The sequence below is a fragment of the Roseovarius gaetbuli genome (assembly GCF_900172365.1).
In the GTDB taxonomy this organism is placed as follows: domain Bacteria; phylum Pseudomonadota; class Alphaproteobacteria; order Rhodobacterales; family Rhodobacteraceae; genus Roseovarius; species Roseovarius gaetbuli.
Genome location: NZ_FWFJ01000020.1, coordinates 1 through 24934, shown reverse-complemented (window position 1 = coordinate 24934; position 24934 = coordinate 1). Strand labels below are relative to the sequence as shown.

The window sequence follows — 24934 nt, the reverse complement described above, 5'->3', positions numbered from 1 at the left end:
GCCTGAATAGAGTATTCGAGCGCTGTTTTCAATCAACACCGAATGGTGCCCTGACCGTCGCCCCGTGTTGAGCGGGCCGTCATGGATCACTGAGAGACCCGCAAAGCTCACGGCATATCCCATCGCTCGAGCGCGCCCATTTTGTTGATCTGGTATTCGGTGCTTGGGAAGTCGACAACATAGTCTTGCGTTGCCTTGGACCAGCCCGCAGACTTGCGGTAAAACAGCGGCTTGTGACAGATGAAAAGCTGGCGGATATCCTTGGGCGACAGGTCGGCCAAGAGCATGTGGACCAGATCGGCATCTTTGTGATCCCCGGCGCGCAGGGTATAGAAAAACGCCGGGTCGTCCGACGACATCCTGGGCCAGGCGCCATCATTCTCGGCCCATGTCACAAGCGCTGCGAGGGTGTGAAATTCGTCCGGCAAGGCCCCGGCATGATCGCGCCCGCATCAACGCTGCGCGCCTTCACGATCAGCTCGACAAGGTCGTTCAACTCCAGAAACTTTGCGATGCGGTTGTGCTCGGTCAGATCGAACATATATCTGATAGCCAGACCCTCAAGCACCTTTTTGTCGCCACAGGTGACAAGGGCCAGATGATCTGCGTCCTGAAACAGATAGACCCCGCCATAATGCGCGGTCCAGGAATTGCGCTGATCAAAGCTCATTTCCTTCAACTCAATCGGGTTGCGCACCACATCCCCGGTGCCGCCCGCAGGCTCGATCATCACGGCAATCAGAACGTCGTCAAACCAGGCATCCTCATGGCTTAGAAACCGGACGAGCTTGGTGCCCAGCTTTTGCGCCTGCCGGATCGCGCCGCCGGTGGTATCGGCCTCAACGCGCACGCGGCGAATGTCGAGCAGGCGGGCAGGGCAAAAAGCGCGGATTCGTTTTCTTCGATGAACTGGCGCAGAATGCCGCGCGAGGGTGAGAGTTTTGCCTCAGGCAACGGCGCGGTTTTCTGATTGGTGGTCAGCAGGATGAACTGCCGGTTCACGCCCGCACGGTTCAGGTAAAGCGGATCGTCCAAACCAAACCCGATTGCAGGCGAATAGCCCCAACTGTCGACTTGGAAATCGGTGAGCGTGGTGGTCTTGCCCGTCAGATGCCTGAGCGCGCGATTCCACCGTTCGACCAGCGCGGGGCTGTCCATATGGACCAGATTGCCAAATATCAGGCCAGATTTGATGAGGAGTTTCATGTAATACATTGAAAAATAAATGACTTTTTATTCAGGGCTGAATTGCCCTGATAGCTGTCGATATTGTTGGTGCTCAGGTTTCGATAGCGAAAGCTATCGCCGACGTTCTGGCGATAGTCGTGCAGCAGGCTGGCCATCATCTGAATAAGCGTGGTATTGCCGGTCCCGGTTTGCCATCGCCCATGAAGGTAAAGATAAACCCGCCAAGTTTGGCGAAGGGGGTGAGGCGGCGGTCAAAATCATAGGCCATCAGCATCTTGGACAGCTTCAGCGCCCGATACTTGGCGATATGGGTGCCGACCACCTCGTTTGGCTTTTTGAAGGTCATGGTGAGGGTGGTGGACTTGGCCTTGCTGGCGGGTTCGACCCCGTGGATGGTCAGATCATCGGCCTCAACACGCCAGCTTGCGCCGGTAAAGGCGCCCCGGCGTTCTGGGCGCGCAGGGCGACCTTTTCCATGAGCTGCTCGGCAAATCCGGTGAGCGTGGCCACAAGGCGCGCGTCATCGCCTGCATGCACCGCAATGTCGCGGTCGCGCAATGCCATCGTGTCTGCTGTCAGGCTCATATCGAAATCCCCGGTCTTTCATCGTTCTCTAAATACTCATTTACCCCGGCTGCCCCTCTCGGGCCAGCGGCGCTCGTCGCGGGGCATGCGCGCGCGCCCGGTGTCTTTGACCTCCATGAAGTAGATCGTCGGCAGGTTGACCTGGCTGTCATAGACCGCCCAATGCACCAGGAACCGGCTGCGCGCCTCGTTGGTATCAAGCCAGCGGATTTCGGGATCGTTCTGCGCCCAGAACAGATGTCCCCTGCGCAGGTCCTCGTAGTACTTGCGCTGTGACAGAGCAAATTGAAGTCTGCTCGGAATTTGCCGCTCGCCGATGATCTGTCCTAGCATCTGCGCCTTGAGCCGCTCGGCGCTTGGCATGCTGCCAAGATGGCGCCCGGCCTGTTGCGCGTCATTGGCCATGACCAACGGCTCGCTGAACACCGGAAAGCCGCTCTCAACGCTGTCCATGTCACGCGCGCCCAAACGCTGCCCGGTATCGCGCCCCACCAGCGGGTATTTCATCGAAAGCGCCCGGAACGTATAGCTGAGACCCTGCACATAAGTGGCCAGAATTTCCACCTTGTCCTTGTTCAGGCTGCCATCGGCCTGCATCACTGCCGCGACGCGGGCCAGATATCCTGTGATCTGCTCGACCTTGGCAAATACCGGCGGCTGACAAGGATTTCGTTCGGGCCGACGTGGTCTTGATCCGGTGTCGCATCGGTTTTCATTATCGACCGTCCCAATCGAGATCGCGCTCAAGCCACCTGTCGAGACGGATGGCCTGCACTGAGGTTCAAGGAAAGGAATACCCGATCCCTACAAGGAGAGTGGCGCTAGATTGGAGCACGGCAAATGCGCCGATTAACAGAAAACGGCTCAGCATGAATATCTGGCCAAACCAATCCCCCCAATCAATGGCAGCAAGGCCACGAGAGCGAAAAACCACACCATGGCTGCGACCAACATCCCGATTTCATACGTCACCCATTTCGGCGGAAAGCCGGGCCAGAGTTCTCGCAGGTTTTTGATGCTTAAGGGGCCCGGCATTTTCTTGACTAGGGTCGAGAGCATCACGAGCCATAAAGGGACTTGTCGTGCGTCTCAATGATCTGTGCAAACCGGCGGGCGAAACGCTCATCTGCCCTGGACTCTAGCACGTCGCGGGCAAAGACCATGTGACCTTCGTGGGCCTCTAGCATGTCGGCCATTTTCGTGTTGGTGGCGGCCCCGATACCGGCAATGGCGGTCTGGGCCTCCTTGTCGGTTTCGTTGGCGCTCTTGTTTTCCAGGGTGATGATTTCCGGGTCTATCGCCTGAATGGCAACGCGCAGCGCCTCTAGCTCGCCGACGGTGAAATCGCGCTCGTCCAGTGTTTCGCTCAGGGTGGTGCCAACCTTGGTTTTATGCTCGTCCAGCACGGCCAACTGACCTTCCAGAAGCTGTAGAATGATGTCGGATTTGCCGATCAGATCCTGAAGTTCGTCGTCGATGCCGACGGTGCGCACGCTGTCCTGGCGCATGCTGTCTGATTTTGCGGCGCTGAACTGGCCGACAAGGCTTTCCCAGCCGGTCTTGTTGCTCATCTCGTCAAAATCACGCGAAAACGCCGAGGTGATATCGTCAAACCCCATGATCAGCTCGGCGATATTGGCGTTCATGATCTCGGTATGGGCGTGCACCTCTGCCAGCGAGGCGTTCTCGATCTCAAGCATGGCCTCTTCGCCGTTTTTGATCTTGCTGGTCAGTTCCGCAATCTTGGCCTGCGCTTCGCTTACCCGTGCCTGAGATTCCTAAACCTGCGCCCCTAAATCAGCCATGAACTTTCCCTATTTCGAAAAAACAAACAGGTTACGCGCTCAACATATACGGCTTTGGGCTAAAATAGGGCTCTCGCGCAAAAATTCTCGCTCAGGGTGAGCGCCACCATTGAGTCTTGGGGTGTGGTGCCGGGGCAAGATCATGGTGTTGCGGGGATGTTGGAGCGTCTTCGCAACTTGACGATCATTGAACGGCAGCTCGACTTGGAAGGGCTCTACAACACCTCGCAGGGCGCCATTGGATCTAAAATTCAATTTATACGCATAAAAATGTGAACAAACCTATGCTTATGGATGTATAGTTTCTTCACAAGAAATGATGGCGAGAGTGTAATCTGTGGTTGATCTTTGTTGTCGTTTAAGAGGAGGGCATAAGTGCTTAGTTCAGTGCCTACACGTGACGTTGCTGAAAATCCGTTGAGCGAGGCGGCAACGTTGCGCATCCTCAATGCGTTTGCGGTCGATGTCATCGCCATTCCCAGTGTCGAGGATTTGTTCTGGTATGTGGCGCAGAATGTCGTGGGTCAGCTGAACTTTGTGGACTGTGTGATCTATCAGGCCGATCAGGATCAAACCGAGCTTACGCAGGTGGCCGCCCTTGGCGAGAAAAACCCCTATGGGCGCAGAATCATCAACCCGCTGAAAATCCCGTTTGGTCAGGGGATCACCGGGCAGGTGGCGCAAACCGGGCAGGCGATCATCGTCGATGATCTTCTGAAGGATCAAAACTATATCCCTGATACACAACCGGCCCGCTCCGAGATTTGCGTGCCGCTTGTGTCGCGCGGTCGGGTTGTCGGCGTCATCGACAGCGAGCACCCGGACAAGGAAAGATTTGGCAAGGCCGAGCTTGAAGTTCTGACCACGGTGGCCGCCATGGCAAGCGCCAAGATCGAGCTTTTGGCAGAGGTAGAGCGGTCGAAACGGCGCTATCAGGATCTGGTGAAATCCCATGCGCAACTGGGCGAAGAGATCAGCAACCGCAAAGCCCTTGAGGCGAAGCTTTTCGAGGCGCGAAAGCTTGAGGCGATCGGGCGGCTGACCGGCCGCTTTGCCCATGACTTCAACAATCTGCTGACCGTGATTTCCGGCAACCTCGAACTTCTGGAGGCCGATCTTGGTGGTCCGCTGTCGACGGGAAGCCTGCAAGACGCGCAAGGCGCCGCCGCGCGCGGGGCCAAGCTTATCCGGGACATGCTTACCTTTTCGCAGCGCGTGCGCCTGAGCCCGGAGGTGTGCGACCTCAACAGGCTTGTCGCCGCGACCTGCGCGAGTCACGCCGACATCTTGAGCGCCGCGATTGACCTGACCCTGGCCAAGGATCTGTGCTCGGTCAATATTGACCCCAAGGTCGCCGAAAACGCGCTGCTCAACCTGATCACCAACGCGCGCGATGCGATGCCCGAGGGCGGGCGGCTTGAGATCGGCACGCAGAATATCCGCCATTGTCTGTGCGACAATCATGGGCTCGCAACCGATCTTGCGCCGGGGGATTATGTCTGTCTGAGCGTCAAGGACGATGGGGTCGGCATCCCGCAGCACAGCCTGCAACAGATTTTCGACCCGTTCTATACCACCAAGGCCGTTGGCTCTGGCACGGGGCTGGGGCTGTCGATGATCTTTGGCTTCATGCAGCAGACCGGCGGCGCTGTGGCGGTGACCTCTGATGTCGATCAAGGCTCGGTTTTCCGGCTCTACTTTCCGGCTGTGCCAAGTGATGCAAACGATTTGTTAACTAAGACTCCTTAACAAAAAGTTACATCAAGACTTGGGGGTTCAGATGCTAGATTCATCGCACAAATATTGTGCCGACTTGGGGCGTCTTCCGCTTATCAATGTGAGTGACCTGCGCGGGGGCAACCGGGCAGGGATCGCGAAAGTGGCCGATGATATTGGCGAGGCAGCCCGCGACATCGGGTTCTTCCGGATCTGCGGTCACGGCATAGATCCCGATCTTATCGAGGAGACTTATCGCGTGGCCGAGCGGTTCTTTGCCTTGCCCGAAGACGTCAAGCGTCGGTATTATATCGGGCAGAGTTCCAATCATCGCGGCTATGTTCCCTTTAGCGAAAAGGGCGATTATCCCGATGAGCTCAACCGCAGCTACGAGGCCTTTGACCTCGGGCTTGATTTGCCGGAGGACGACCCGGATTACCTTGCGGGCAACCGGCTGCTGGGGCCGAATGTCTGGCCTGATCTTGCCGGGTTCAAGGACACGGTGGCGGCCTATTACGCAGAGGTTTCCGCGCTTGGGCGGCTGGTGTGTTCGGCGCTTGAGCTTCACCTCGGGTTGGCGATCGGGGCGATGACCAACCACATGAGCAAGCCGATTTCCCAACTCAGGTTACTGCATTACGTGCGCCAGAAACAGACGGTGGATCACAGTTCGGTCAATATGGGCGCGCATACCGATTACGAATGCCTGACCCTTCTGCATACCCGCAACAAGGGCTTGCAGGTGATGACCCGCAGCGACCGCTGGATCGACGTGCCGGTCGACCCGTCGGTTCTGGTGGTCAATATCGGTGACATGCTCGAAGCCTGGAGCAACGGCGTCCTGCGCTCGACGCCGCACCGGGTGCTCAACCTTAGTCCAGAGCGGTTTTCGCTACCGTATTTTGTCGCCACCAATTACGACACGCTGATCAAGCCTTTTGCCCATCTGGTGAACGCCGAAGAGCCCGCCAGATACGAGCCGTTCTTGGCCGGCGCGCATCTTGAACGCATGCTGGTGCGCGATTTTCCGTATTTGCGGCACGCCGCCTCGGGGGGCGGTGCCGCGTCATTTGATAACCCTTTTGAACAACGACTGAACCAGAGTAGAGTTTGACCATGCCCCCATTGGAAGCCATCCTTGCCGTGACCCTAGCCGGGCTTGCCCTGAGCGCGACACCCGGCCCCTCGATGCTTTATGTCCTGTCGCGCAGCGTCGGACAGAGCCGGGCGGCGGGGCTTGCCTCGGCGCTTGGGCTTGGCCTTGGGGGGATGGTTCTGGCGGTGGCCACGGCGCTTGGACTGGCGGCTGTTTTTGCCAGGTTTGACTGGCTGGTTCTGGGGCTGCGCTATGTCGGCTCGGCCTATCTGGTGTGGCTTGGGGTGGGGATGATCCGCGATGCCCGTGCCAGTGCGCAGCTGTCCCTTGAGGTTCATAGCGTCAGCCAGAGTTCATTTTCCTCGATCATCTGGCAGGGCGTTCTGGTTGAATTGCTCAATCCCAAGACCGTGTTGTTCTTTGCGCTCTTTTTGCCGCCATTTGTCGATGCGGGGGGCGGGCAGATCACCCAGACCAGCGTTCAGCTGCAACTGCTCACTCTGGGCGTGCTTGTGCCGCTCACGGCAATTCCATCGGATATTGTTGTGGCCGTCATGGGCGGCACGATGACCCAGGTCATCAACCGCCAGCAGGTCGCGCGCGAAGGCCTCGCCTGGGCGGGCGGGCTGATCCTGATTGCCATCGCCCTGAATTTACATTTCGGGTTCTTCGGATAGCGGTCGCGCCCCGCGCGCAGTGTGACGCAGCAGGGCAGGCCGTCAGGCGACAAACCGCGCCCGCGTTCGATTGGCAAAGACCACCAGCGTCAGCATCACCGGCACCTCGACCAGAACCCCGACAACGGTTGCAAGGGCGGCACCGGAATTGAGGCCGAACAGGCTAATGGCGACGGCGACGGCCAGCTCGAAAAAGTTCGAGGTTCCGATCAGCGCGCAGGGGGCCGCGATGCGGTGCGGCACTTTCATCGCAAAGGCCGCGGCATAGGCGATTGCAAAGATGCCATAGCTTTGCACGATGATCGGCACGGCGATCAGCACGATGATAACGGGTTTGGACACGATCACCTGCCCCTGAAGGCCGAAAAGGATCATCACCGTGACGATCAACCCGACCACGGAATAGGGTTTCACGCCTGCCTTGAAGGCCTCGATCGCCTCGGGCGTGCCAAGCCTGCGGCGGGTGATCAGCCCGGCGGCCAGCGGCAGCGCGATGAACAAAACGACCGAGAGAACCAGTGTCGACCAAGGCACGGATATATCCGTGACGCCAAGCAGGAAGGCCACGATCGGGGCAAAGGCGATCACCATGATCAGGTCATTCACCGAGACCTGCAACAGCGTATAGGTCTCATCGCCGCGGGTCAGTTGCGACCAGACAAACACCATGGCCGTGCAGGGCGCAGCCCCCAGAAGGATCAGCCCGGCGATATATTGCGGGGCGTCTTGCGCCGGAATCCAGGGCGCGAAGACATATTGAAAGAACAGCATGGCAAGGGCGGCCATCGTAAACGGCTTGATCAGCCAGTTTACCACGAGGGTGATCATCAATCCGCGCGGCTGGCGCGCGACATCGCGCAACGATCCGGGGTCGACGCCCACCATCATCGGATAAACCATCGCCCAGATCAGGACCGCGACCACCAGATTGACGCTTGCCACCTCGGCCGCCGCAATCGCCGTCACCACCCCGGGCGCGACATTGCCCAAAAGAATTCCGGCCACCATCGCCAGGGCAATCCACAAGGACAGGTATTTTTCAAAAATGCTCATGCGGTCGTTCCTTGGGTGTCTTCGGATCTGAGTTGCAGCATGCCGAGCCAGCTTAGCGCGATCATGAGGGCGGCGGTGGCCAAACACAACGCAAGCCCGCCCATTTGATAGGTGACGCCCGACAGGACGGTGCCGAGCAATCGCCCCGCCGCGTTCGACATATAATAAAAGCCGACATCCATCGTCACCCGGCTCGCGTCGCTAAAGCTCAGGATGAGATAGGAATGCAGCGCGGAATTCACCGCAAAGATACCGCCGAACACCAGCAACCCAAGACTGAGCGTCAGGGTCAGGAGAGGGGAAGGGCCGGGCACGCCCCAGACCAGTGCACCAAGAAGCGCCGGCACGATGGTCAGGAGGGCGGGCCACCGGCGCGCCTGCACAAGGATATCGGAGGGTGTGCGCGACGCCGCCCTCAGGATGCGCGGAGCCCAACCCTGAATGAGGCCGTAAAGGATCGTCCAGAGCGCCATGAAGGTGCCGATCATGAAAAACGCCGCGCGGTTGCCGGCCTCGCTTCCGTCAGAGAGCACGGCGTAGAAATAGATCGGGATGCCGACCACGAACCACACATCGCGCGCGCCAAACAGAAACAGCCGCGCCGCACTCAGCCAGTTAATGTTGCGGTTCCTTGAGAGGACCTCGGAGAATTTCGCATCCTTGCGCCCGACCGGAAGACCCGAGGGCATGCGCATCACCACCGCCCCAAGGATCACGGACAAGAGCGCCGCCATCGCCAGAACCGAGGGCACAAAGCCAAAGACGGCGAGCAACGCCGCGCCCAAGAGAAAGCCACTGCCTTTGACGGCATTCTTTGATCCGGTCAGAACCGCGACCCAGCGAAAAAGCCCGGCGTCGTCGCGCGGCGCAAGAAGTTTGACCGCGCTCTTGGCGCTCATCTTGGCCAAATCCTTGGCCACACCCGACAGCCCCTGCACCAGCATCACGAAGACCACAGAGGCGGTGATGCCCCATGCGGGATCAAGCCGGGCAAGCGCCAGAAGCGCGACGACCTGAAGCCCGAGTCCGGCGTAAAGCGTGGTGGTGAGCCCAAAGCGCGCCGCGATCCAGCCCGCCGAGAGGTTGGTCACCACGCCCGCGATCTCGTAGAGCACGAACAGATAGGCAAGCTGCACCGGCGAAAACCCGAGCGTGTGAAAGTGCAAGAGCACCAGCATCCGCAAGGCACCGTCGGTCAGCATGAAGGCCCAATAGGCGGCCGTCACGGCGATATAGGCGGCAAACCCGGGCGCGCGTGTCACAGCCGGGCGCCAACCATCAGGGCCACATCCACCAGGCGATGGGCATAGCCATATTCGTTGTCATACCAGACATAGAGTTTAACCTGCGTGCCGTTCACTACCATGGTTGAAAGCGCATCCACGATCCCGCTGCGGGTGTCATTGGTGTAATCCGACGAGACCAGAGGCCGCGTTTCGTAGCCGAGGATGCCCTTCAACGGGCCGCTCGCCGCCGCCTGGAACAGGCCGTTGACCTCTTCCACGGTGGTGTCGCGCACCATCTCGAACACGCAATCGGTGATCGAGGCGTTCAACAGCGGCACCCGCACCGCATGACCGTTCAGCTTGCCCTTGAGTTCGGGATAGATAAGCGTGATCGCCGTCGCAGAGCCGGTCGTCGTCGGGATCAGGTTGGTCAGGGCCGAGCGCGCGCGCCGCATGTCCCTGGCCGGGCGGTCGACAATCGTCTGGGTGTTGGTCACATCATGGATTGTGGTGATCGAGCCGTGTTTGATCCCGATCCCTTCGAGCAGAACCTTGACCACCGGCGCAAGACAGTTGGTGGTGCAGCTGGCCGCAGTCACGATGCTGTGGGTCTCGGCATCATAGATGTGCTCGTTCACGCCATAGACGATATTTGCGGTCGGCCCGTCCTTGACCGGGGCAGAGACCACGACCTTTTTCACGCCCGCCGCGAAATAGGGGGCAAGGTCGGCCTCGGTCTTGAAGGCGCCGGTGCAGTCGATCATCACATCCACACCGTCGAGCGGCAGCTCCTCAAGCCGACGCGTGCGGGTCACCGGGATGCGTAGCCCGTCAATGGTGATCGCGTCCTCCTCCGCGCCAAAGGCCGCGGGCCAGCGCCCGTGAACTGAATCAAATTCCAGCAGATGCGCATGCATCTCCGCATCACCAGCCGCATCATTGAGAAAGGCGATCTTTGCGCCGCGCTCCAAAAGCGGGCGCAGGGCGAGTTTGCCGACGCGGCCAAGGCCGTTAAGGGCGTATGTGGTCATGGTCTAGTGATCCTCTTGCGCGTTGAATTTGGCGATCCTGTCGACGTGGTGCTGAAGCGATCGGCGATCGAGATCGTCGAGCGGCAAGGCGGTAAAGGCGGTGATGTGCGCGTAAAGCGCGTCATAGGCCTGCTGAAAAGCCTGCCGCCGTTGCGCCTCTGTGCCGGTCGCGCCTGCCGGGTCGGCTATGCCCCAATGCCCCGAGACCGGCGCACCCGACCAAGCTGGACAGTCCTCATTGGCGGCGCGGTCACAGACGGTAAAGACGAAATCCATGTTCGGCGCCTCCGGCGTTTGAAACTCGGCCAGGGTCTTGGCGCGCAGCGGCGTCACATCATGGCCCTGCGCCTTGAGGGTCTCAACCGCCAGCGGGTGCACCTCTGAGCGAGGTGCGGTGCCCGCCGAAAGCGCGGTGAAACGCGCGCCCGCCCTATCGCGCAGAATGGTTTCGGCCATGATCGAGCGGGCAGAGTTGCCGGTGCAGATGAAAAGCACGGTGAAGCGGGGACCGGCCACAGGCGCGATCCCCTGCAAAAGCCCGGAAAATTGTGGCGGGCAAAGGTCCGCCCGACCGCGACAGCAATCAAGGAACAAGTCAGCCACGACCTCGCGCGCCGCGTCAAGATTGACACCGTATAAAAGCCGCGTGCCCTCCCGGCGCTGTTTGATTAGCCCGGCCTGGGTCAGGGCCGAGAGATAGACCGACGCGGTGCTGGCCTTGAGCGTCAGCGCCTTGGCGATTTCCCCGGCAGGCAGGTCATCCGGGCAACGCCGCATCAACAGACGAAACACCGCCATCCGGTTGGGGTGGCTGAGGGTTGCAAGGCGCGTGATCAGAGTGGATTCCATATTTCATGGATATTTGAAGTAAAGCAGCGGCGTCAATACCCGCCTCCTATAACGCTGCGGAAAAGTGCAGGGCTTGCCTGCTTTTCGTGGCCTGCGCTGTGCGAGCCGCGCAATTGTCGTGGAAGTAGTCGCTAAAGTGACCGCCGACTTATGATTTTGACAGTAACATTGCCATGATGCAAAACCCGGCGATATGATACGTCGCCCGGGTGTCGCCGTGGGACGCAATGAAAGTTCAGTGTTAATGAAGAAGCTTGGCCTTGATGCAACGGATATCCGCATTCTCAGCGCGGTTCAGCAATATGGACAGTTGAGCAAAACCAAGTTGGCCGAGATCGCCAATATTTCCGCGACCCCCTGCTGGGCGCGTCTCGACCGGCTAAAGGCGGCGGGGTATATCCGCGGCTATCATGCCGAAATCGCGCTCGATCAGATCGCCGATTTCACCCAGGTCATCGTCACCGTGTCCCTGACCCATCACCGCAAGGCGGATTTTGACCGCTTCGAGGCCTTTATCCGAAATCTCGATGAGATCACCGAATGCATCTCGACCGGGGGCGGTGTGGATTACATCATGAAAATCGTCAGCCCGAGCCTCTCGTCGTTTCAGACCTTGATGGAGAGCCTCTTGAGCGCAGACCTCGAGATCGACCGATACATGACCTACTTCGCGACTCGGCGCATCAAGTTGAGCCAGCCCAACATCGCAAAACTGGCGGCGAAAGCCGCAAAATAACCCTGCGCGGCCGAATGGACCATTTGGCGCCGAGTTTTTGGTCTGTTCAGTCTGAAACCTGAAATTTTTCAGCCCGTATTTATCTCCGTTCCCGGACTAAACACTCGTCAGGTTTCAACACTGCCGGGCCTCAGCGGCCGCAGACAACGAGGGCGAAAACATGACACAAGAAGAAGACTTCCAAGCACAACTGGATGACCTGCAAACGGAAGATTTCGGCTTTGGTACACAGATCCGCAAATCCCCCTATTTCGACGCAACCGTTCGCTGGGGTGCAAAGGGTTTTTCCGTGTATAACCATATGTATATCCCGCGTGACTTTGGCGATCCGGAACAGAACTTCTGGAACCTCGTGAACGACGCCATCCTGTGCGATGTGGGTGTTGAGCGCCAGGTCGAGATCACCGGACCGGATGCCGCGAAATTCACCCAGATGCTGACCTGTCGTGACCTCTCGACCATGGCGGTTGGCCAGTGCAAATACGTCCTGATCACCAATGCCGATGGCGGGCTTCTGAATGACCCGATCCTGCTGCGCCTTGCTGAAAACCACTTCTGGATTTCGCTGGCCGACAGCGACATCCTCCTCTGGGCGCAGGGCATTGCCGTGCATGCCGGGATGGATGTCACGATCTGTGAGCCGGACGTGTCGCCGCTGCAATTGCAGGGGCCGAAGTCGGGCGAGATCATGAGGGCGCTGTTTGGCGACGACATCATGAGCCTCAAGTACTACTGGCTGCGCGAGCTTGAGCTTGACGGCATCCCGCTGATCGCGTCGCGTACCGGCTGGTCAAGCGAGCTGGGCTATGAGCTCTACCTGCAGGATGGGTCGCGCGGCGACGAGCTTTGGGAAAAGATCATGGCGGCGGGCGCTCCGTTCGGCCTTCAGCCCGGCCACACATCATCCATTCGTCGCATCGAGGGCGGCATGCTGTCGTATCACGCGGATGCAGACAGCAGCACCAACCCCTTTGAGCTTGGGCTTGACCGGCTGGTGAACCTCGACATGGAGGCTGATTTCATCGGCAAGGCGGCGCTGCGCCGCATCAAGGAAGAGGGCGTGAGCCGCAAACAGGTTGGGGTGATTATCGAAGGTGAGCCGCTGAAAGGCCCGAACACCTCTTACTGGCGCATTGAAAAGAATGGTGTGGTGATCGGCAAAGTCACCTCTGCGGTCTATTCGCCGCGTCTGGAGCAGAACATTGCGCTGGCGATGGTCGCGACAGAGCATGCCAATCTGGGTGCGCGGGTGAAAGTCGTGAACAGGTCCGGTGTCGTGAACGAAGCCGGTACGGAAAATGCCGTCATCGTGGAGCGTCCGTTCTATGATCCCAAAAAGTCAATCGCCGCTGCATAAGCGCCACGGCCAGTAAAGAGACCTGAAAAATGTCCGACCTTTCGATCGAGCTGCACTGGCAGCGCGCTGAGCCCGTATTGCAGACCGCCAAATACTCGAACGCACATACGGTTCAGTACAACAGCAGCTATGATGTCCAAGTGGACGCCGCCCCGGATTGGGGCGGTGATCCCGCCAACACCAACCCCGAACAGGCCCTCGCGTCGGCCTTGTCGAGCTGTCACATGATGACGTTTCTGGCCTTGGCCGCCAAGGCCGACTGGCCAGTGGCAAGCTATCACGATTATGCCGTGGCGCATCTTGGCAAGAACGCCCGCGGCCAGATGTCGGTGACGCGCATCGACCTGCACCCGGTGGTGCGTTTTGATACCGGGTTCTCGGTGGACGACGCGAAACTGGCCGAAATGCAGGACCGTGCGCATCGCTATTGCTTTATCGCCAACACGCTTGCAGACAGCGTCGAAATCAACATTTTCTAGACGATAAAAGGATCTGACCCGTGCAAAAGAGCGATATTCTGCTGCGTGACCTGGACGCTGACGGCATCCTGCGCCTGACCCTCAACGATGTCGGGCGGCGCAATGCTTTGTCCGAGGCGATGCTCGCCGAACTTGGCGCGGCCTTTGTCGAGGCTGGCACCAACCCGGCGGTGCGCGTCATCATTCTGGCCGCGAACGGACCGGCCTTTTGCGCGGGGCATGATCTTAAGGAAATGACCGCTGGTCGGGCAGGGGCCGATGGTGGCCGCGCCTATTTCAGCATGGTGATGTCGATGTGTTCGGGCGTCATGCAGGGGATCGTGAATTGCCCCAAACCCGTCATCGCCGAAGTTACCGGCATTGCCACCGCCGCCGGCTGTCAGCTTGTGGCAAGCTGTGATCTGGCGATTGCGGCGGACACGGCAAAGTTCAGCACGCCGGGCGTTCACATCGGTCTGTTCTGCTCAACCCCGATGGTGGCCCTGTCGCGCAACGTGTCGGGCAAGCACGCGATGGAGATGCTGTTGACCGGGGACATGACCCCGGCCAATCGCGCGGCAGAGATCGGGCTTGTCAATTACGCGGTGGCCCCCGAGGCCCTGCAAGCGGCCACCCTGGAAATGGCCCGCAAGATCGCGTCGAAATCAAGCATGACCCTCGCCACCGGCAAGCGCGCGTATTATGCTCAACGCGAGATGACCTTGTCGCAGGCCTATGATTACGCCTCTGACGTGATGGTCAACAACATGCTTGCGGCTGATGCCCAAGAGGGTATCGGCGCCTTCATCGAAAAACGCGACCCCCAATGGCAGGATGCCTGACGCAATGGAAACCAACCCCTATAACACCGGTCTTGATCGCAACCCTGCGAATTACCAACCGCTGACGCCGCTGACTTTTTTGGAGCGCGCCGCCAGTGTGTTTCCCGATCACACGGCGATCGTGCACGGGGGCCTGCGGCGCAATTACGCCGATTTTTACGCGCGCTCGCGACAGTTGGCCTCGGCGCTGGCAACCGCCGGTATTGGCCGGGGTGATACGGTTTCGGCGCTGCTGGCGAATACGCCGGCGATGCTTGAATGTCATTACGGCGTGCCGATGTGCGGCGGCGTTCTGCATTCGATCAACACCCGGCTGGATGCCTCGATCATCGCGTTCCAACTTGATCACGCCCGCGCGCGGATCGTGATCGTGGATCGCGAATTCATGCCCTTGATGCAAGAGGCGCTTGCGCTTGCCTCGGTCAATCCGATGCTGATCCAGTATGATGACGCCGAATTCGACGGGCCAGAAGTGCATGTCGAGGCGCATGATTACGAGGCGTTCCTTTCGGGGGGCGATGCCGATTTCGCCTGGCTTATGCCCGAAGACGAATGGGACGCGATTTCGATCAACTACACCTCTGGCACAACGGGCGACCCCAAGGGCGTGGTCTCGCATCATCGCGGCGCATACCTTTTGGCGCAGGGCAATGCGCTGACCACCTCGATGGCGAAACATGCGGTGTATCTCTGGACCCTGCCGATGTTTCACTGCAACGGCTGGTGTTTTCCCTGGACGATGTCGGCGATCATCGGCACCCATGTCTGCCTGCGCCAGGTCCGCGCCGAGCCGATCTGGAATGCATTGGCGGACGAAGGCGTTACCCATCTTTGCGGCGCGCCCATCGTGATGTCGCTGATGATCTCGGCGCCCGCTGCGCTCAAGCGTGACCTTGATCGCACCGTGCAGTTCTTTACCGCCGCCGCACCGCCGCCGGAGAAACTCCTCGCGGATATGAAGACCGCTGGCTTTGACGTGACCCATCTTTATGGCCTGACGGAAACCTATGGCCCGGCGGTGGTGAACGACTGGCATGCAGGTTGGTCCGATCTGGCCCCGGCGCAACAGGCCGCGCTGAAATCGCGGCAGGGCGTGCGCTATCTTGCGCTTGAATGCCTTGATGTTATCGACCCCGAAACCATGATCCCGGTGCCGCGTGACGGCAAGACCATGGGCGAGGTGATGTTTCGCGGCAACGTGGTGATGAAGGGGTATTTCCGCAATCCCAAGTCCACCCAGGAGGCCTTTGAGGGGGGCTGGTTTCATTCCGGCGATCTTGGCGTTATCCACCCCGATGGGTATATTCAGCTCAAGGACCGGTCCAAGGATGTGATCATTTCGGGCGGCGAAAACATCTCTTCGATCGAGGTTGAAGAGGCACTTTATCGGCACCCGGCGGTCGGTGTCACCGCCGTCGTGGCCATGCCGCACGAGAAATGGGGCGAAACGCCCTGTGCCTTTGTCGAGCTTGCCGAGGGTCAAGAGGCCGACGCCGACGCGCTCAAGGCGTGGTGCCGGGATCAGCTTGCGCCCTACAAGGTGCCGGGCAAGTTCGTGTTCATGCCGATCCCGCGCACCTCGACCGGAAAGATACAAAAGTTCGTTTTGCGCGAGCAGGCGCGCGATCTTGCACAGGCTGGTGCCGCTTAAGGGGTGCCTGAGCACGGGGGGATCGCCCCTTTTATCGCGACGCTCTTTGGCGTGACCAAGCACCCCGGTGCGATTTGAGGCCGCCCCCTTTCTGCCTGACGGCAGGGGGCGGCGTTTTTCGTTTTGCACGGGCCTTTTGGCCCTATCCCGGCAGGGCCGCCCTCTTGTCCCGCCCCGGACCCATTCGCCAGATTTCACGCTTGCCGAAGAGATGAGCATAATCCGCTCAGGTCGGGGGGGCTGGGGAATTAAACTGGACAGATCGCAGGCTTGGCGTCTACGCTTTGGGATATACTTCCTTTGACGCATTTTCCAAAAGCAGCAGGTTTATTGCTGACAGGTTGGAGCCCGTGTCGGATTTTGTGAAAACCGTTCTATCGGAACTGGCGATCTTTCTGTCGCCGTTAAGCGCCGCAATTCGCGATGAAGAGGCGCTTGAACGGTATCTGTTGCGGTTTGGCTATGCGATAGATGCCAGGGTGCTTACCGGCGCGGTCAATAGCCTTGGGCCGCTGGCGGCGGCGGTGGGTGATCTCATCTAGCAGGTCGAAACGTATGTCTCGCAGGGCGGCGTGGACTACATCGACGTGGGCGCAGTGCTTGCCCTTGCGCAAAGCAGCTTTACCAATCTGGATGATTTCGGCGACGCCTTCAGCTCTATTCAGGATCTGGCGGGCTTGCCCAAAAAGGCCGAGAACCTCGGCAAATTGCCGAGCGATGTGCTGGCGGCTTTGCTGACCGATTATCTGCGGCGCCGGGCCGATACGGCGCTGCGGGGGCTGCAATTTCGGGGCGTCCATGACACCGTGTCGGTGCTTGACGACACAACCCACGCTGGCGCGGCGCGATCTATCACTACAGCATTTACAACTGGGATCGGCTTGGGCAGCTGTTTCGCGATCCCCAGGGCTGGGGCCGCGAGGTCTATGGTTGGGGCGTTGATTTTGACAGCGGCACGGCGCTTGTCCGGCTTGGCGCGGTGCTTGAAACCATCGCAAGCCTGACACGGCTTGAGCGGATGAGCGATGTTGAGGTCCAGCATTTCCTGCCGGGTGCTGCGGATGACAATGAAAGCCCGACGATGATCGTGGCCCCGGTTGCGGCCCTCGCGAGCAATAATGCCGTGGCCGAATTTGGCGCGGCGCTGTTTCCGGTTTCGGGCGCCGGGGCGCAGCGACCGCGCGCCGACCGGGGGGGCTTGCGCTCGGGTCCTATTCCGTCGGCAATCTGAGCCAGACCATCAGCCTGTTCGGCGGGCAGGGCGCGCTTGGGATTGAGGGCGCGTTTGGCGCGGAACTGACGGTGTCACCGCCCGAGGGGCAAGACAAGATCGTGCTGATCGGCGCGGCCAACGGCACCCGTATCCAGATTGATCAGGTCAGCGTCAAGGCCGGCGGATCGGCGTCAACCGCGCAGGAGTTCGACGGCTATCTCGCCGCCGGGCTGAGCCAGCTTACGATGGTGATCGACCCCTCGGATGACGGCTTGCTTGGCGGGGTTCTGAGCGGCCCGCTTGAGATCAACGCCGGCGATCTGGCGCTTGGATGGCGCCCCGGCAGAGGGGTTTACTTCGAGGGCGGCTCGAACCTCGGGATCGTCATTCCCGTCGAGCTTAGCCTTGGGACGGTCACCATTTATAATTTCGGCGTCGAGCTTGAGTTTGACGATCCGATGACGGTGAAGCTGACCACGACCGGCGATCTGACCATCGGCCCGCTTTTTGCCTATGCCGAGGATATCGGCGTGTCGGTGTCCTTGATCGAGGCGCCGGATGCGGATGGGATATTTGGCAAGACAGACCTGAAGTTTGGCTTTGTGCCGCCGTCGGGTTGTGCGCTTGCGCTGCAAAGCGATGTGATCACCGGCGGCGGGTTCCTGTCGATCGACGACAGCGAATATCGCGGCGCTCTGGCGTTGAAGTTCCAGACTTTCGGCTTTTCCGCCTTTGCGATCCTCAACACGGATCTGGCGGACGCGCCGGGCAGCTTTAGCTTTGCCGCCTCGATCTTTGGTGAATTCAACGTGCCGCTGTCGTTCGGGTTTTTCCTGACCGGCGTGGGCGGTTTGATCGGCATCAACCGCACCATCGACAGTGACGCCCTGCGCAGCGTGCTCTACGAGGGGCGGCTCGACAATCTGATCTTTCCGTCCGACCCGATTGCGAATGCGGCCTCGATCCTTGAGGGTATGGCGGCCGTGATGCCGCCCCAAAGCGGGCAGCACATCATTGGCCCGGTGGTCAAGGTCGGCTGGGGACAGCCGGTGCTGGTTGATATCAAGCTTGGCCTGATCCTTGAGGTCGGGCAAGAGGTGCGGATCATCATCCTCGGCGGGCTTGGGGTTGCGTTGCCGACCAAGCAGGCGGCGATTGTAGAGATCAGCATCACCTTCTTCGGCGAGATTGATTTCAGCGCCCGCACAATAAGTTTTGACGCCACGCTGCTGAATTCGCGGATTCTGACCTATACGCTTTCGGGCGATGCGGCGATCCGCACCGGTTGGGCCCCGAGGCTGGAGCATGTGGCCTCGTTCGGCGGGTTGCATCCGGCCTATCCCAAGCCGTCAAACCTGCCTGATCTGCGCGCGATCACGCTGGCGTTCGGAACCAAAAACCCCTGCATCACGATCTCGGGGTACACCGCGATCACCTCGAATTCGCTGCAATTCGGGGCGCGCGCCGACCTTTATGCACGCGGGCCCGATCTGTGGCTGATCGGACAGTTGGCGGCAGAGGGCTACATCTATCTCGATGCGCTGGTCTACTTTGATCCCTTCGCGTTTGATGTGGCCCTGGGCGGCGGCCTTAGCCTTTTGCGCAACGGCAACAGCGTGATGAGCCTTGGCTTTGATCTGCGCCTTCAGGGGCCGAATACCTTTTACATTTCCGGCAAGGTCTGGGCCACGGTCCTGCGCAAGAAGGTCAAGTTTTCGATCACCCATCGCTGGGGATCACGCCAAAGCCTGCCCGTGCCCTCGGCCGATCCGGTGGCGCTGTTGCGGCAGGCCTTTGAAAAGGCGCGCGGATTTGAACCGGTCGCGGCCATCAATCGCTCGGGCGGGGTAAGTTTTGCGGCGCCGCAAGACGGCGAGACCCTGATTGATCCGCTTGGCGGCGCGCGTCTGGTGCAAACGGCAGTGCCGCTTGACGTGAGCATTCAGAAGGTCGGCGAAGGGCAGATTGCCGGCGGGACGGCCCGACTTGACCTTGCGGTGTTCGATGCGGCGGGCCAAAGCGTGGCCGCCTCGCCGGTCGATCAGAGCTTTGTGCACGGGCATTTCTTTAACCTGACAGATGCCGAACGGCTGCGCGCGACGGCGTTTGACAGCCTCAAGGCCGGGGTTGAAATCGCCGGTCCGGGGCTGATCGGGGCCACCACCAAGGTCATCGAAAGCGCCTATGAATACGAATACGTCGAAATCCCCGTGGCCACCGATGCGCCGCCGATTGATGCCGGGGTCTTGTCGCCCCGGGCCGCTGGCGTGGTCGCAGAGATCGTCGGCCGCTTCAATGCCCGCGAGATGGAACTTCGCGCAGAGGTGGAGCGGGTGGACCTGCTCTTCGTGTCGCCCACCCCGGCGCCGACACCGGTTGGCGATGTGTTCGTGGCCGAGGCGGCGTTTGACGATATCGGACCGTTCTTTGATGCCCATCAACCGGGGCCGGTCGGGCAGGGGAACGTGCTGGATATTCGCGATGATTTCCTGGTGGCCGAGATCGGCGTCGGCTCCTTTGCGGCGGCTTTGAACCTTGCGCAGGGATCGGATCAGCCGCGCGTGATGGACACCCTGCACGAGGTGAACCCGGTCATCACCGATTACATTTTTGCCGCTGGCCGCTTGTAGGGGAGAGAGTTTCATGCCGGAGAGATTTACCTTTCTGCCCCACGCGCAATCGGGCATGGCCGCCCTCGCAACGGCGCCTGCGCCGGGCGAGGCGCGCCTGAAACTGACCTATGAATTTGGCATCGAAAAGGCCGGGCAGGCACAGGGCGCGCGCGTGCCCGTCAGCTCTGCGTTACGCGGGCCGGGCGACGTTCAGGCAATCGACCGCAGCGCGATTTCGCGGGTCGAGCCGCGCCCCGGACTGCGCGGGTTTGAACCGAATTACTTTCCCATGATCGAGTTTGGCGATGCCGATTTTCCCTGGCGGTTTACTCTGGACACCGGCACCGCCGCGCAAAACGCCCAGGCCGTGCTTGAGAGCGACGCCGACGGCAATCTTGCGCGGATCATGTGCCTGCGCAAGCTAAAGTCGGCGACAAGTTATTACGCCTTTCTGGTGCCGGTCTATGAGGCCGGCCGCCTGACCGGTCTTGGACAGACCGGCACCGCCGCGCCCTATGATGCCTTTGCCTGGGGATTGGCGTCGGGGCCGGTTGATCTGCTGAGCTACTTTGATTGGCGGTTCACCACGGATGCGCAAGAGGATGTGGAACTGCTCTTGCGCCGCCTCAAGGCGCTCGACCTTGAGGACCTCGAAGAGGTGATCGGCGATATCGGCGTGTCGGCAGAGACGCCCGGTTACCATGACATGACCTTTCCCGGCGCAAAGTTTGCCCGCCAGTCGGCCATGCAGGTGCCGCGGCAAGACCCGCCCGAGATTGACACGCCAAAGGATCTGATCGCGCCGATGATCGACACCCTCACCGAGGTGATGATCGGCGCAAGCCAGACCAAGAACAGCGACGAAGACCCGCTTGTGACCTTTCCGCCCTATGGGTTTCGCTACAAGCCCGAGACCGGGATTTCATATGCCGACGCCAAGGCGCGCGCATGGTTTGACCAGATCAACCTTGATCTCAAGTTCCGTCATGTGGCGGGGCTTGGGGCAAAGGTGGTCAAGTGCAATCAGGAAATGTTCGCCCATCTGGCCTGGACGCAATACGACGAGATCGTCGAGGCCAACGAAAAGCTGGCGCGCTTGCAGGCGGCGCAAAAGATGGCCGAGGCATTGACCAGACGCCATTTTCAACGGCTGCCAAGTGATGTGTCGCTGGCTTTGTCGCAAGGGCTGCATAGCGCGGTCGAGGTTGTGAAGGGCACAAGTCTGTCACAGCGGTTGGCCGAAAACGGCGTGCCGCTCAGCACGAGCGCACGCAGCCTGCGCCATGTCTCGGCCAAGCGCAGCATGGCGCTGTCGGCGCGCGGGCCCGAGGCGCAGAATTTGGTGCCGATGCCAAGCCCGCTTGGCGACATCTCGGGCGCCCTGCGGCGGCCCGGCCCCTCAAAGGATGTGACAAAGGCGAAGGTGACGGCGAAGGCGAAGGCGCAAGGAGACCCGGAGTTCAAGGGCAAGCTGTCGCCGGAAATCGGCGAAATGCTAAGGCCGATCTTCAACCTGGAAATGTTCGAGGGCCTCAAGGATGCAGAGGTGCCAACACTTGCCGTGCGCAGCTTTTCGAGCGCCGATCTGGTGGCACCGGTGGCAAATGTGCTGGCGCGACTGCCGGTCTTTAAATCCTTTGTCAGCGTGCGGGGCCTGACCGAGGAAGAGCGCAATTTCGTCAGGCCGGTGTGGCGCGCGCCCGAAATTGCCTATCCGATGAGCGGGCTTTTGCAAAAGGTAAGCCAGACCGCGCTGTTTGCCGGGGCGCAAAACCTGCCGGATAATTCGGTCGCCGTGGTCGAGGAAAACCGCCCCTTCGTCGAGGCCTTTCTGTTGGGGATGAACCACGAGATGAACCGGGAATTGCGCTGGCGGGAATTTCCCACCGATATGCGCGGCACCCTCTTCAAGCGGTTCTGGGACCGGGGCCACCCGCAGGGCGACCCCAAGGGCGACGACATCGCGCCGATCCACGAGTGGCAGGCCAAGCTTGGCGGCAACGTGCCCGCCGGGGCGGAAAATGCCAAGGAGAACCTGATCGTGGTGATCCGTGGCGATATCGTGCGCAAGCTTGGCGATCCGGTTCTGGCGATCAATATTGCCGAGGACGGGGATGGCTTCAAAGTTGGCGAGGGCCGCGACCTTGCCCCGGCTTTTGTCGGCAAGATCGGCGGCGATACAAGCTACTACGGCTTTGAGATTTCGCGCCAAGAGGTGCTGGACCCAACAATCAAAGACCGGGTTTTCTTCGTGATCTACGAGCCGGCCGGGCGCTTGCGCTTTGGTCTGGACGTAGGGTCGCTTGCGGTGCGCCAGGCCCGGCGCGACGAGGCGGTAATGACCTATGGGTTCAAGATGAAGGGCCTGCCGGATCGCCCGTACCGCCCGCAACTGCCGTTTGAAGGGCGCCAACGGACACTGGGAGCGGATGTCGCGCCACCGCTCAGCCAGATTCAGGGCTGGGACGAGCTTTCATGGGCGCATCGGGTGCTGCTCGGGTCGGGGTATATCAACGTGGCCGAGGGCAAATCCGTGCCGCTTTCGCCCAACCATCTTGGGGCGTCCAGAACATCGGCCTCGATGGCGCGGGCGTTCTGGCAAAAACCTGTGGCGGGTGTTCTGCCGCTCAAGAGGGTGCTCTGATGGGACGCGGACCAAAGAAACCGGGGCGTGATTTCGCGGCGATGAAAGACGCCGAGCGCGGGCGCATTACCGGCCGTCGCTTCAAGGATGTAAGCGGCGCAATCCGGCTGCCTGACGGCAAGGTGATCGCGGATATCAAGGCGGACACCGACGGCAAGGCGCCCGAGGAGATCAGGCAAAAAGCCCCGCCGCTGGCGCTCTTGCCGCTGTCGATTGAATATCGGTTCATGCAGGTCAACGAGCCGGTTTTGATCAAGGACACATCGGCGCTTCGGGCGGCGGTAAAGCCGTTTGACAAAATGCGCGGTCTGAAGTCCTTGAAAGCCCGCGAAAAGGCTGCCGCCGAGATGGCAAAGGTCATGGCAAAGGCCAAAACCGCGCATCGCTTTGTCCCGCGGAAATCAACCGAGGTCGAAGAGCTTTGGCTGCGGTGGTATCCTGACGAGAGTTTTGCCGAAGAGGGCGTGGCCCCCGCGACCCAGGAGGAAGCCGAGGCCAGGAAACTCTTTGAGAGTGAAATCGGCGGCAAGCCCTGGTGGGATATGTCCGACGCCGGGGTCTCTGCGCACTGGCAGCATTTTGCAGGCGCGGTCGGGGCGTATCGCGCGGTTCACCTGATGCGGTCGGGGGAAGACAAGGGCGACGCGCAGTACCAGCGCCGCCTTGGGCGCATCGCGGCGCTGCCCGGCAAGGTGGCGCTTTACGCGGTGATCAAGGGCCGGGTCGAGCGGCTGGCAGTGGGCAAGACGATACCGCGCAACACCGCAAGCGCCGCCAGCGTGGTGTCCTATACCCCCGAGGCGGCCGATCCGGGCGGATGGCTGGTCGATTTCGAAACCGCGATAGAACACGGCATGGGGATCAAGATAAGCGACCCCGATACGATCAAGCTTGCCAGGTCCGCGGATTGGATCATCGCCGTCGGGCTAAGCGGTGGCCAATCCCAAGACGAGCTTGCGGCCCTGCTTAACAGTCATGTGGCGAGCGGCGAATTTTCGGCGATCCCGCAAGACAGCGCCACCAATAACTCGCCCGATGCATTGTCATACCTCAACCGTCCCGAGGCCGATCTTGAGGGATTTACCAAGCGTGCAACGGCCATCGAACAGGGCGATTACAGCGCGGGCAAAACCTATGCCGCCGATCTTTTGGCCGAGGCGTTTGACATCCCCAAGGCCGATCTGCGCTGGGCGGTCAATGGGGCCGATACCGGGTTTGAAGATGCCAGGGCGATGCTGCGGGTGATCGGGCCGGCGCTGCTTGACAGCGCGCTTGACGGCTATAGCCAGGTGGCCGGTGTCACCGAGGATGAATTCATAGAGGTGATGGCCGGCACGATTGCCGCGCGTGGTGTCCTGCCGACGGTGCGGTTGGGCGGCAACGCGATGGGTGTCTTGCCGATCACCGATATTAGCGCCTTCAAACCGGCCGAGCCTGGCCCGGACGCGGATGCGGCGGCGCAGGCGGCGTACAAGGTACAGGGTTTCCTCGCGCAGTATTCGCGCTTCAACCGGGCCTTTCTGCCGCGCAAGGCCGATGACACCGTTCCCGTCATTCAGCCCTCGGACCCCGAGGGCGCGGACAAGCTGTTTGACATCCTGTCGAGCACCCGCGTGTCGAAGCGGCTGGATGTGTCGGGCGTGGGCCCCAAGGCGGCCAAGATAAGCGACCTTGGCTGTCCTTATGTCGATGGTACGCGGCCAAAGTTCCGGGCAAAGAAAGAGGTGGTCGCGAAATTTCGGATCAGTTGTTAAGGTGGATCGCATGACGAAAGAAGTGATCCGGTATGAAGAAACGCAAAAACCATTCACCCGAATTCAAAGCCCGTGTTGCGCTTGAGGCGATCCGCGAGGAGATGACGTTGGCGGCGCTGTCGAAGAAATACAGCGTTCATCCAACTCAGATTGGCACGTGGAAACGCGCGGCGATAGAGAACATGGCAACGGCATTCACGCGCCGAGGTGCAGCCCCGGAACAGGTAAGCTCGGCTGAAGTCGACAAGCTGCATTCCAAGATAGGCCAGCTTGTGGTGGAACGGGATTTTTTGGCAGATGCCTCGCAACAGTTGCTCGGGACGCGAGGCAAAAAATGGTGAGCGGAAACCATAAGCTAAGCGTTCGCCGCCAATGTGCGTTGCTGACATTGGCGCGGTCAAATCTGTACTATGAGCCGAAGGGCGAGAGCGCCGAGAACCT

At 60.3% G+C, this 24934-nt stretch carries 21 protein-coding genes and 2 pseudogenes; 15 read left to right on the top strand and 8 right to left on the bottom strand.

What is annotated here, in order from left to right; all coding sequences use genetic code 11:
• Window positions 1-107: 107 nt before the first annotated feature.
• The 4 genes and pseudogenes from ROG8370_RS21315 to ROG8370_RS11060 all read right to left on the bottom strand — a co-directional run bounded on the left by ROG8370_RS21315 (window position 108) and on the right by ROG8370_RS11060 (window position 3473).
• A pseudogene (locus ROG8370_RS21315) lies at window positions 108-1158 on the bottom strand (DUF6638 family protein).
• A 62-nt stretch (window positions 1159-1220) separates the two neighbouring features.
• Window positions 1221-1740 (bottom strand): annotated as a pseudogene (locus tag ROG8370_RS20140) (AAA family ATPase); the annotation flags it as partial.
• Window positions 1741-1809: 69 nt separating this feature from the next.
• Window positions 1810-2520 carry a hypothetical protein gene (locus ROG8370_RS11070; protein ID WP_085827147.1) on the bottom strand — a complete coding sequence of 237 codons (711 nt, stop codon included), beginning with the start codon at window positions 2518-2520 and terminating at the stop codon, window positions 1810-1812.
• A gap of 311 nt (window positions 2521-2831) precedes the next feature.
• Window positions 2832-3473: a hypothetical protein gene (locus ROG8370_RS11060; RefSeq protein WP_306372370.1), complete on the bottom strand. Its 642-nt coding sequence runs from the start codon at window positions 3471-3473 to the stop codon at window positions 2832-2834.
• Window positions 3474-3953: 480 nt separating this feature from the next.
• Between ROG8370_RS11060 and ROG8370_RS11050 the strand changes: the two genes are divergently transcribed.
• Genes ROG8370_RS11050 through ROG8370_RS11040 form a run of 3 tightly spaced genes read left to right on the top strand, consistent with a single transcriptional unit; the run spans window position 3954 to window position 7067 of the window.
• Window positions 3954-5327 (top strand): ATP-binding protein, encoded by a 1374-nt coding sequence (locus ROG8370_RS11050; RefSeq protein ID WP_085827144.1) that lies wholly within the window; start codon window positions 3954-3956, stop codon window positions 5325-5327.
• Window positions 5328-5358: 31 nt separating this feature from the next.
• Window positions 5359-6408 (top strand): isopenicillin N synthase family dioxygenase, encoded by a 1050-nt coding sequence (locus ROG8370_RS11045; protein WP_085827143.1) that lies wholly within the window; start codon window positions 5359-5361, stop codon window positions 6406-6408.
• A gap of 2 nt (window positions 6409-6410) precedes the next feature.
• A complete protein-coding gene (locus tag ROG8370_RS11040; protein WP_085827142.1) occupies window positions 6411-7067 on the top strand; it encodes a LysE family translocator in 657 nt (218 codons plus the stop codon).
• Between the two features lie 42 nt (window positions 7068-7109).
• Here ROG8370_RS11040 and arsB read toward each other — a convergent pair whose 3' ends face one another.
• From arsB to ROG8370_RS11020, 4 genes are read right to left on the bottom strand one after another with little or no spacing between them, the layout of a single operon-like run.
• The gene (gene arsB / locus ROG8370_RS11035) at window positions 7110-8120 is read right to left on the bottom strand and encodes an ACR3 family arsenite efflux transporter (RefSeq protein ID WP_085827141.1); all 1011 of its coding nucleotides are present in this window, start codon (window positions 8118-8120) and stop codon (window positions 7110-7112) included.
• Window positions 8117-9382, bottom strand: coding sequence for an organoarsenical effux MFS transporter ArsJ (gene arsJ / locus ROG8370_RS11030; protein WP_085827140.1), 1266 nt, complete (start codon window positions 9380-9382; stop codon window positions 8117-8119). The genes arsB and arsJ overlap by 4 nt, the downstream gene beginning before the upstream one ends.
• Complete coding sequence (locus ROG8370_RS11025) at window positions 9379-10377, bottom strand: ArsJ-associated glyceraldehyde-3-phosphate dehydrogenase (protein WP_085827139.1); 999 nt, start codon at window positions 10375-10377, stop codon at window positions 9379-9381. Before ROG8370_RS11025 ends, arsJ begins: the two co-directional genes overlap by 4 nt.
• A 3-nt stretch (window positions 10378-10380) precedes the next feature.
• A complete protein-coding gene (locus ROG8370_RS11020; protein ID WP_085827138.1) occupies window positions 10381-11226 on the bottom strand; it encodes an arsenate reductase/protein-tyrosine-phosphatase family protein in 846 nt (281 codons plus the stop codon).
• A 244-nt stretch (window positions 11227-11470) separates the two neighbouring features.
• On the opposite strand from ROG8370_RS11020, the gene ROG8370_RS11015 reads away from it, so the two are divergent.
• The 12 genes from ROG8370_RS11015 to ROG8370_RS20945 all read left to right on the top strand — a co-directional run bounded on the left by ROG8370_RS11015 (window position 11471) and on the right by ROG8370_RS20945 (window position 24834).
• Window positions 11471-11962, top strand: a complete 492-nt coding sequence (locus ROG8370_RS11015) for an Lrp/AsnC family transcriptional regulator (protein WP_085827137.1) — start codon at window positions 11471-11473, stop codon at window positions 11960-11962.
• 160 nt (window positions 11963-12122) lie between these two features.
• The gene (locus ROG8370_RS11010; protein ID WP_085827136.1) at window positions 12123-13319 is read left to right on the top strand and encodes a glycine cleavage T C-terminal barrel domain-containing protein; all 1197 of its coding nucleotides are present in this window, start codon (window positions 12123-12125) and stop codon (window positions 13317-13319) included.
• 29 nt (window positions 13320-13348) lie between these two features.
• Window positions 13349-13798, top strand: a complete 450-nt coding sequence (locus tag ROG8370_RS11005; RefSeq protein WP_085827135.1) for an OsmC family protein — start codon at window positions 13349-13351, stop codon at window positions 13796-13798.
• Window positions 13799-13818: 20 nt separating this feature from the next.
• Entirely contained in the window at window positions 13819-14619 is an 801-nt protein-coding gene (locus ROG8370_RS11000; protein ID WP_085827134.1) for an enoyl-CoA hydratase, read from the top strand.
• Between the two features lie 4 nt (window positions 14620-14623).
• Complete coding sequence (locus tag ROG8370_RS10995) at window positions 14624-16270, top strand: acyl-CoA synthetase (RefSeq protein WP_085827133.1); 1647 nt, start codon at window positions 14624-14626, stop codon at window positions 16268-16270.
• 350 nt (window positions 16271-16620) lie between these two features.
• Window positions 16621-16812 (top strand): hypothetical protein, encoded by a 192-nt coding sequence (locus ROG8370_RS10990; protein WP_139838112.1) that lies wholly within the window; start codon window positions 16621-16623, stop codon window positions 16810-16812.
• 30 nt (window positions 16813-16842) lie between these two features.
• Complete coding sequence (locus tag ROG8370_RS10985) at window positions 16843-17274, top strand: hypothetical protein (RefSeq protein WP_085827131.1); 432 nt, start codon at window positions 16843-16845, stop codon at window positions 17272-17274.
• Window positions 17250-17501, top strand: a complete 252-nt coding sequence (locus tag ROG8370_RS10980) for a hypothetical protein (protein WP_085827130.1) — start codon at window positions 17250-17252, stop codon at window positions 17499-17501. The genes ROG8370_RS10985 and ROG8370_RS10980 overlap by 25 nt, the downstream gene beginning before the upstream one ends.
• Window positions 17502-17572: 71 nt before the next feature.
• A complete protein-coding gene (locus tag ROG8370_RS10975; protein ID WP_085827129.1) occupies window positions 17573-20113 on the top strand; it encodes a DUF6603 domain-containing protein in 2541 nt (846 codons plus the stop codon).
• A gap of 13 nt (window positions 20114-20126) precedes the next feature.
• The gene (locus ROG8370_RS10970; RefSeq protein ID WP_085827128.1) at window positions 20127-22739 is read left to right on the top strand and encodes a hypothetical protein; all 2613 of its coding nucleotides are present in this window, start codon (window positions 20127-20129) and stop codon (window positions 22737-22739) included.
• Window positions 22739-24493 carry a hypothetical protein gene (locus tag ROG8370_RS10965; RefSeq protein ID WP_139838111.1) on the top strand — a complete coding sequence of 585 codons (1755 nt, stop codon included), beginning with the start codon at window positions 22739-22741 and terminating at the stop codon, window positions 24491-24493. Before ROG8370_RS10970 ends, ROG8370_RS10965 begins: the two co-directional genes overlap by 1 nt.
• 32 nt (window positions 24494-24525) lie before the next feature.
• Window positions 24526-24834 carry a transposase gene (locus ROG8370_RS20945; protein ID WP_085827126.1) on the top strand — a complete coding sequence of 103 codons (309 nt, stop codon included), beginning with the start codon at window positions 24526-24528 and terminating at the stop codon, window positions 24832-24834.
• Window positions 24835-24934: the final 100 nt, after the last annotated feature.

Bases quoted from the DNA above. Each gene is read 5' to 3' on its own strand.
- ROG8370_RS11060 (WP_306372370.1), bottom strand. From the start codon at position 3,473: ATGCTTGAGATCGAGAACGCCTCGCTGGCAGAGGTGCACGCCCATACC.
- ROG8370_RS11045 (WP_085827143.1), top strand. From the start codon at position 5,359: ATGCTAGATTCATCGCACAAATATTGTGCCGACTTGGGGCGTCTTCCG.
- ROG8370_RS11040 (WP_085827142.1), top strand. From the start codon at position 6,411: ATGCCCCCATTGGAAGCCATCCTTGCCGTGACCCTAGCCGGGCTTGCC.
- arsB (WP_085827141.1), bottom strand. From the start codon at position 8,120: ATGAGCATTTTTGAAAAATACCTGTCCTTGTGGATTGCCCTGGCGATG.
- ROG8370_RS11025 (WP_085827139.1), bottom strand. From the start codon at position 10,377: ATGACCACATACGCCCTTAACGGCCTTGGCCGCGTCGGCAAACTCGCC.
- ROG8370_RS11020 (WP_085827138.1), bottom strand. From the start codon at position 11,226: ATGGAATCCACTCTGATCACGCGCCTTGCAACCCTCAGCCACCCCAAC.
- ROG8370_RS11015 (WP_085827137.1), top strand. From the start codon at position 11,471: ATGAAGAAGCTTGGCCTTGATGCAACGGATATCCGCATTCTCAGCGCG.
- ROG8370_RS11010 (WP_085827136.1), top strand. From the start codon at position 12,123: ATGACACAAGAAGAAGACTTCCAAGCACAACTGGATGACCTGCAAACG.
- ROG8370_RS11005 (WP_085827135.1), top strand. From the start codon at position 13,349: ATGTCCGACCTTTCGATCGAGCTGCACTGGCAGCGCGCTGAGCCCGTA.
- ROG8370_RS10995 (WP_085827133.1), top strand. From the start codon at position 14,624: ATGGAAACCAACCCCTATAACACCGGTCTTGATCGCAACCCTGCGAAT.
- ROG8370_RS10970 (WP_085827128.1), top strand. From the start codon at position 20,127: ATGCCGGAGAGATTTACCTTTCTGCCCCACGCGCAATCGGGCATGGCC.
- ROG8370_RS10965 (WP_139838111.1), top strand. From the start codon at position 22,739: ATGGGACGCGGACCAAAGAAACCGGGGCGTGATTTCGCGGCGATGAAA.
- ROG8370_RS20945 (WP_085827126.1), top strand. From the start codon at position 24,526: ATGAAGAAACGCAAAAACCATTCACCCGAATTCAAAGCCCGTGTTGCG.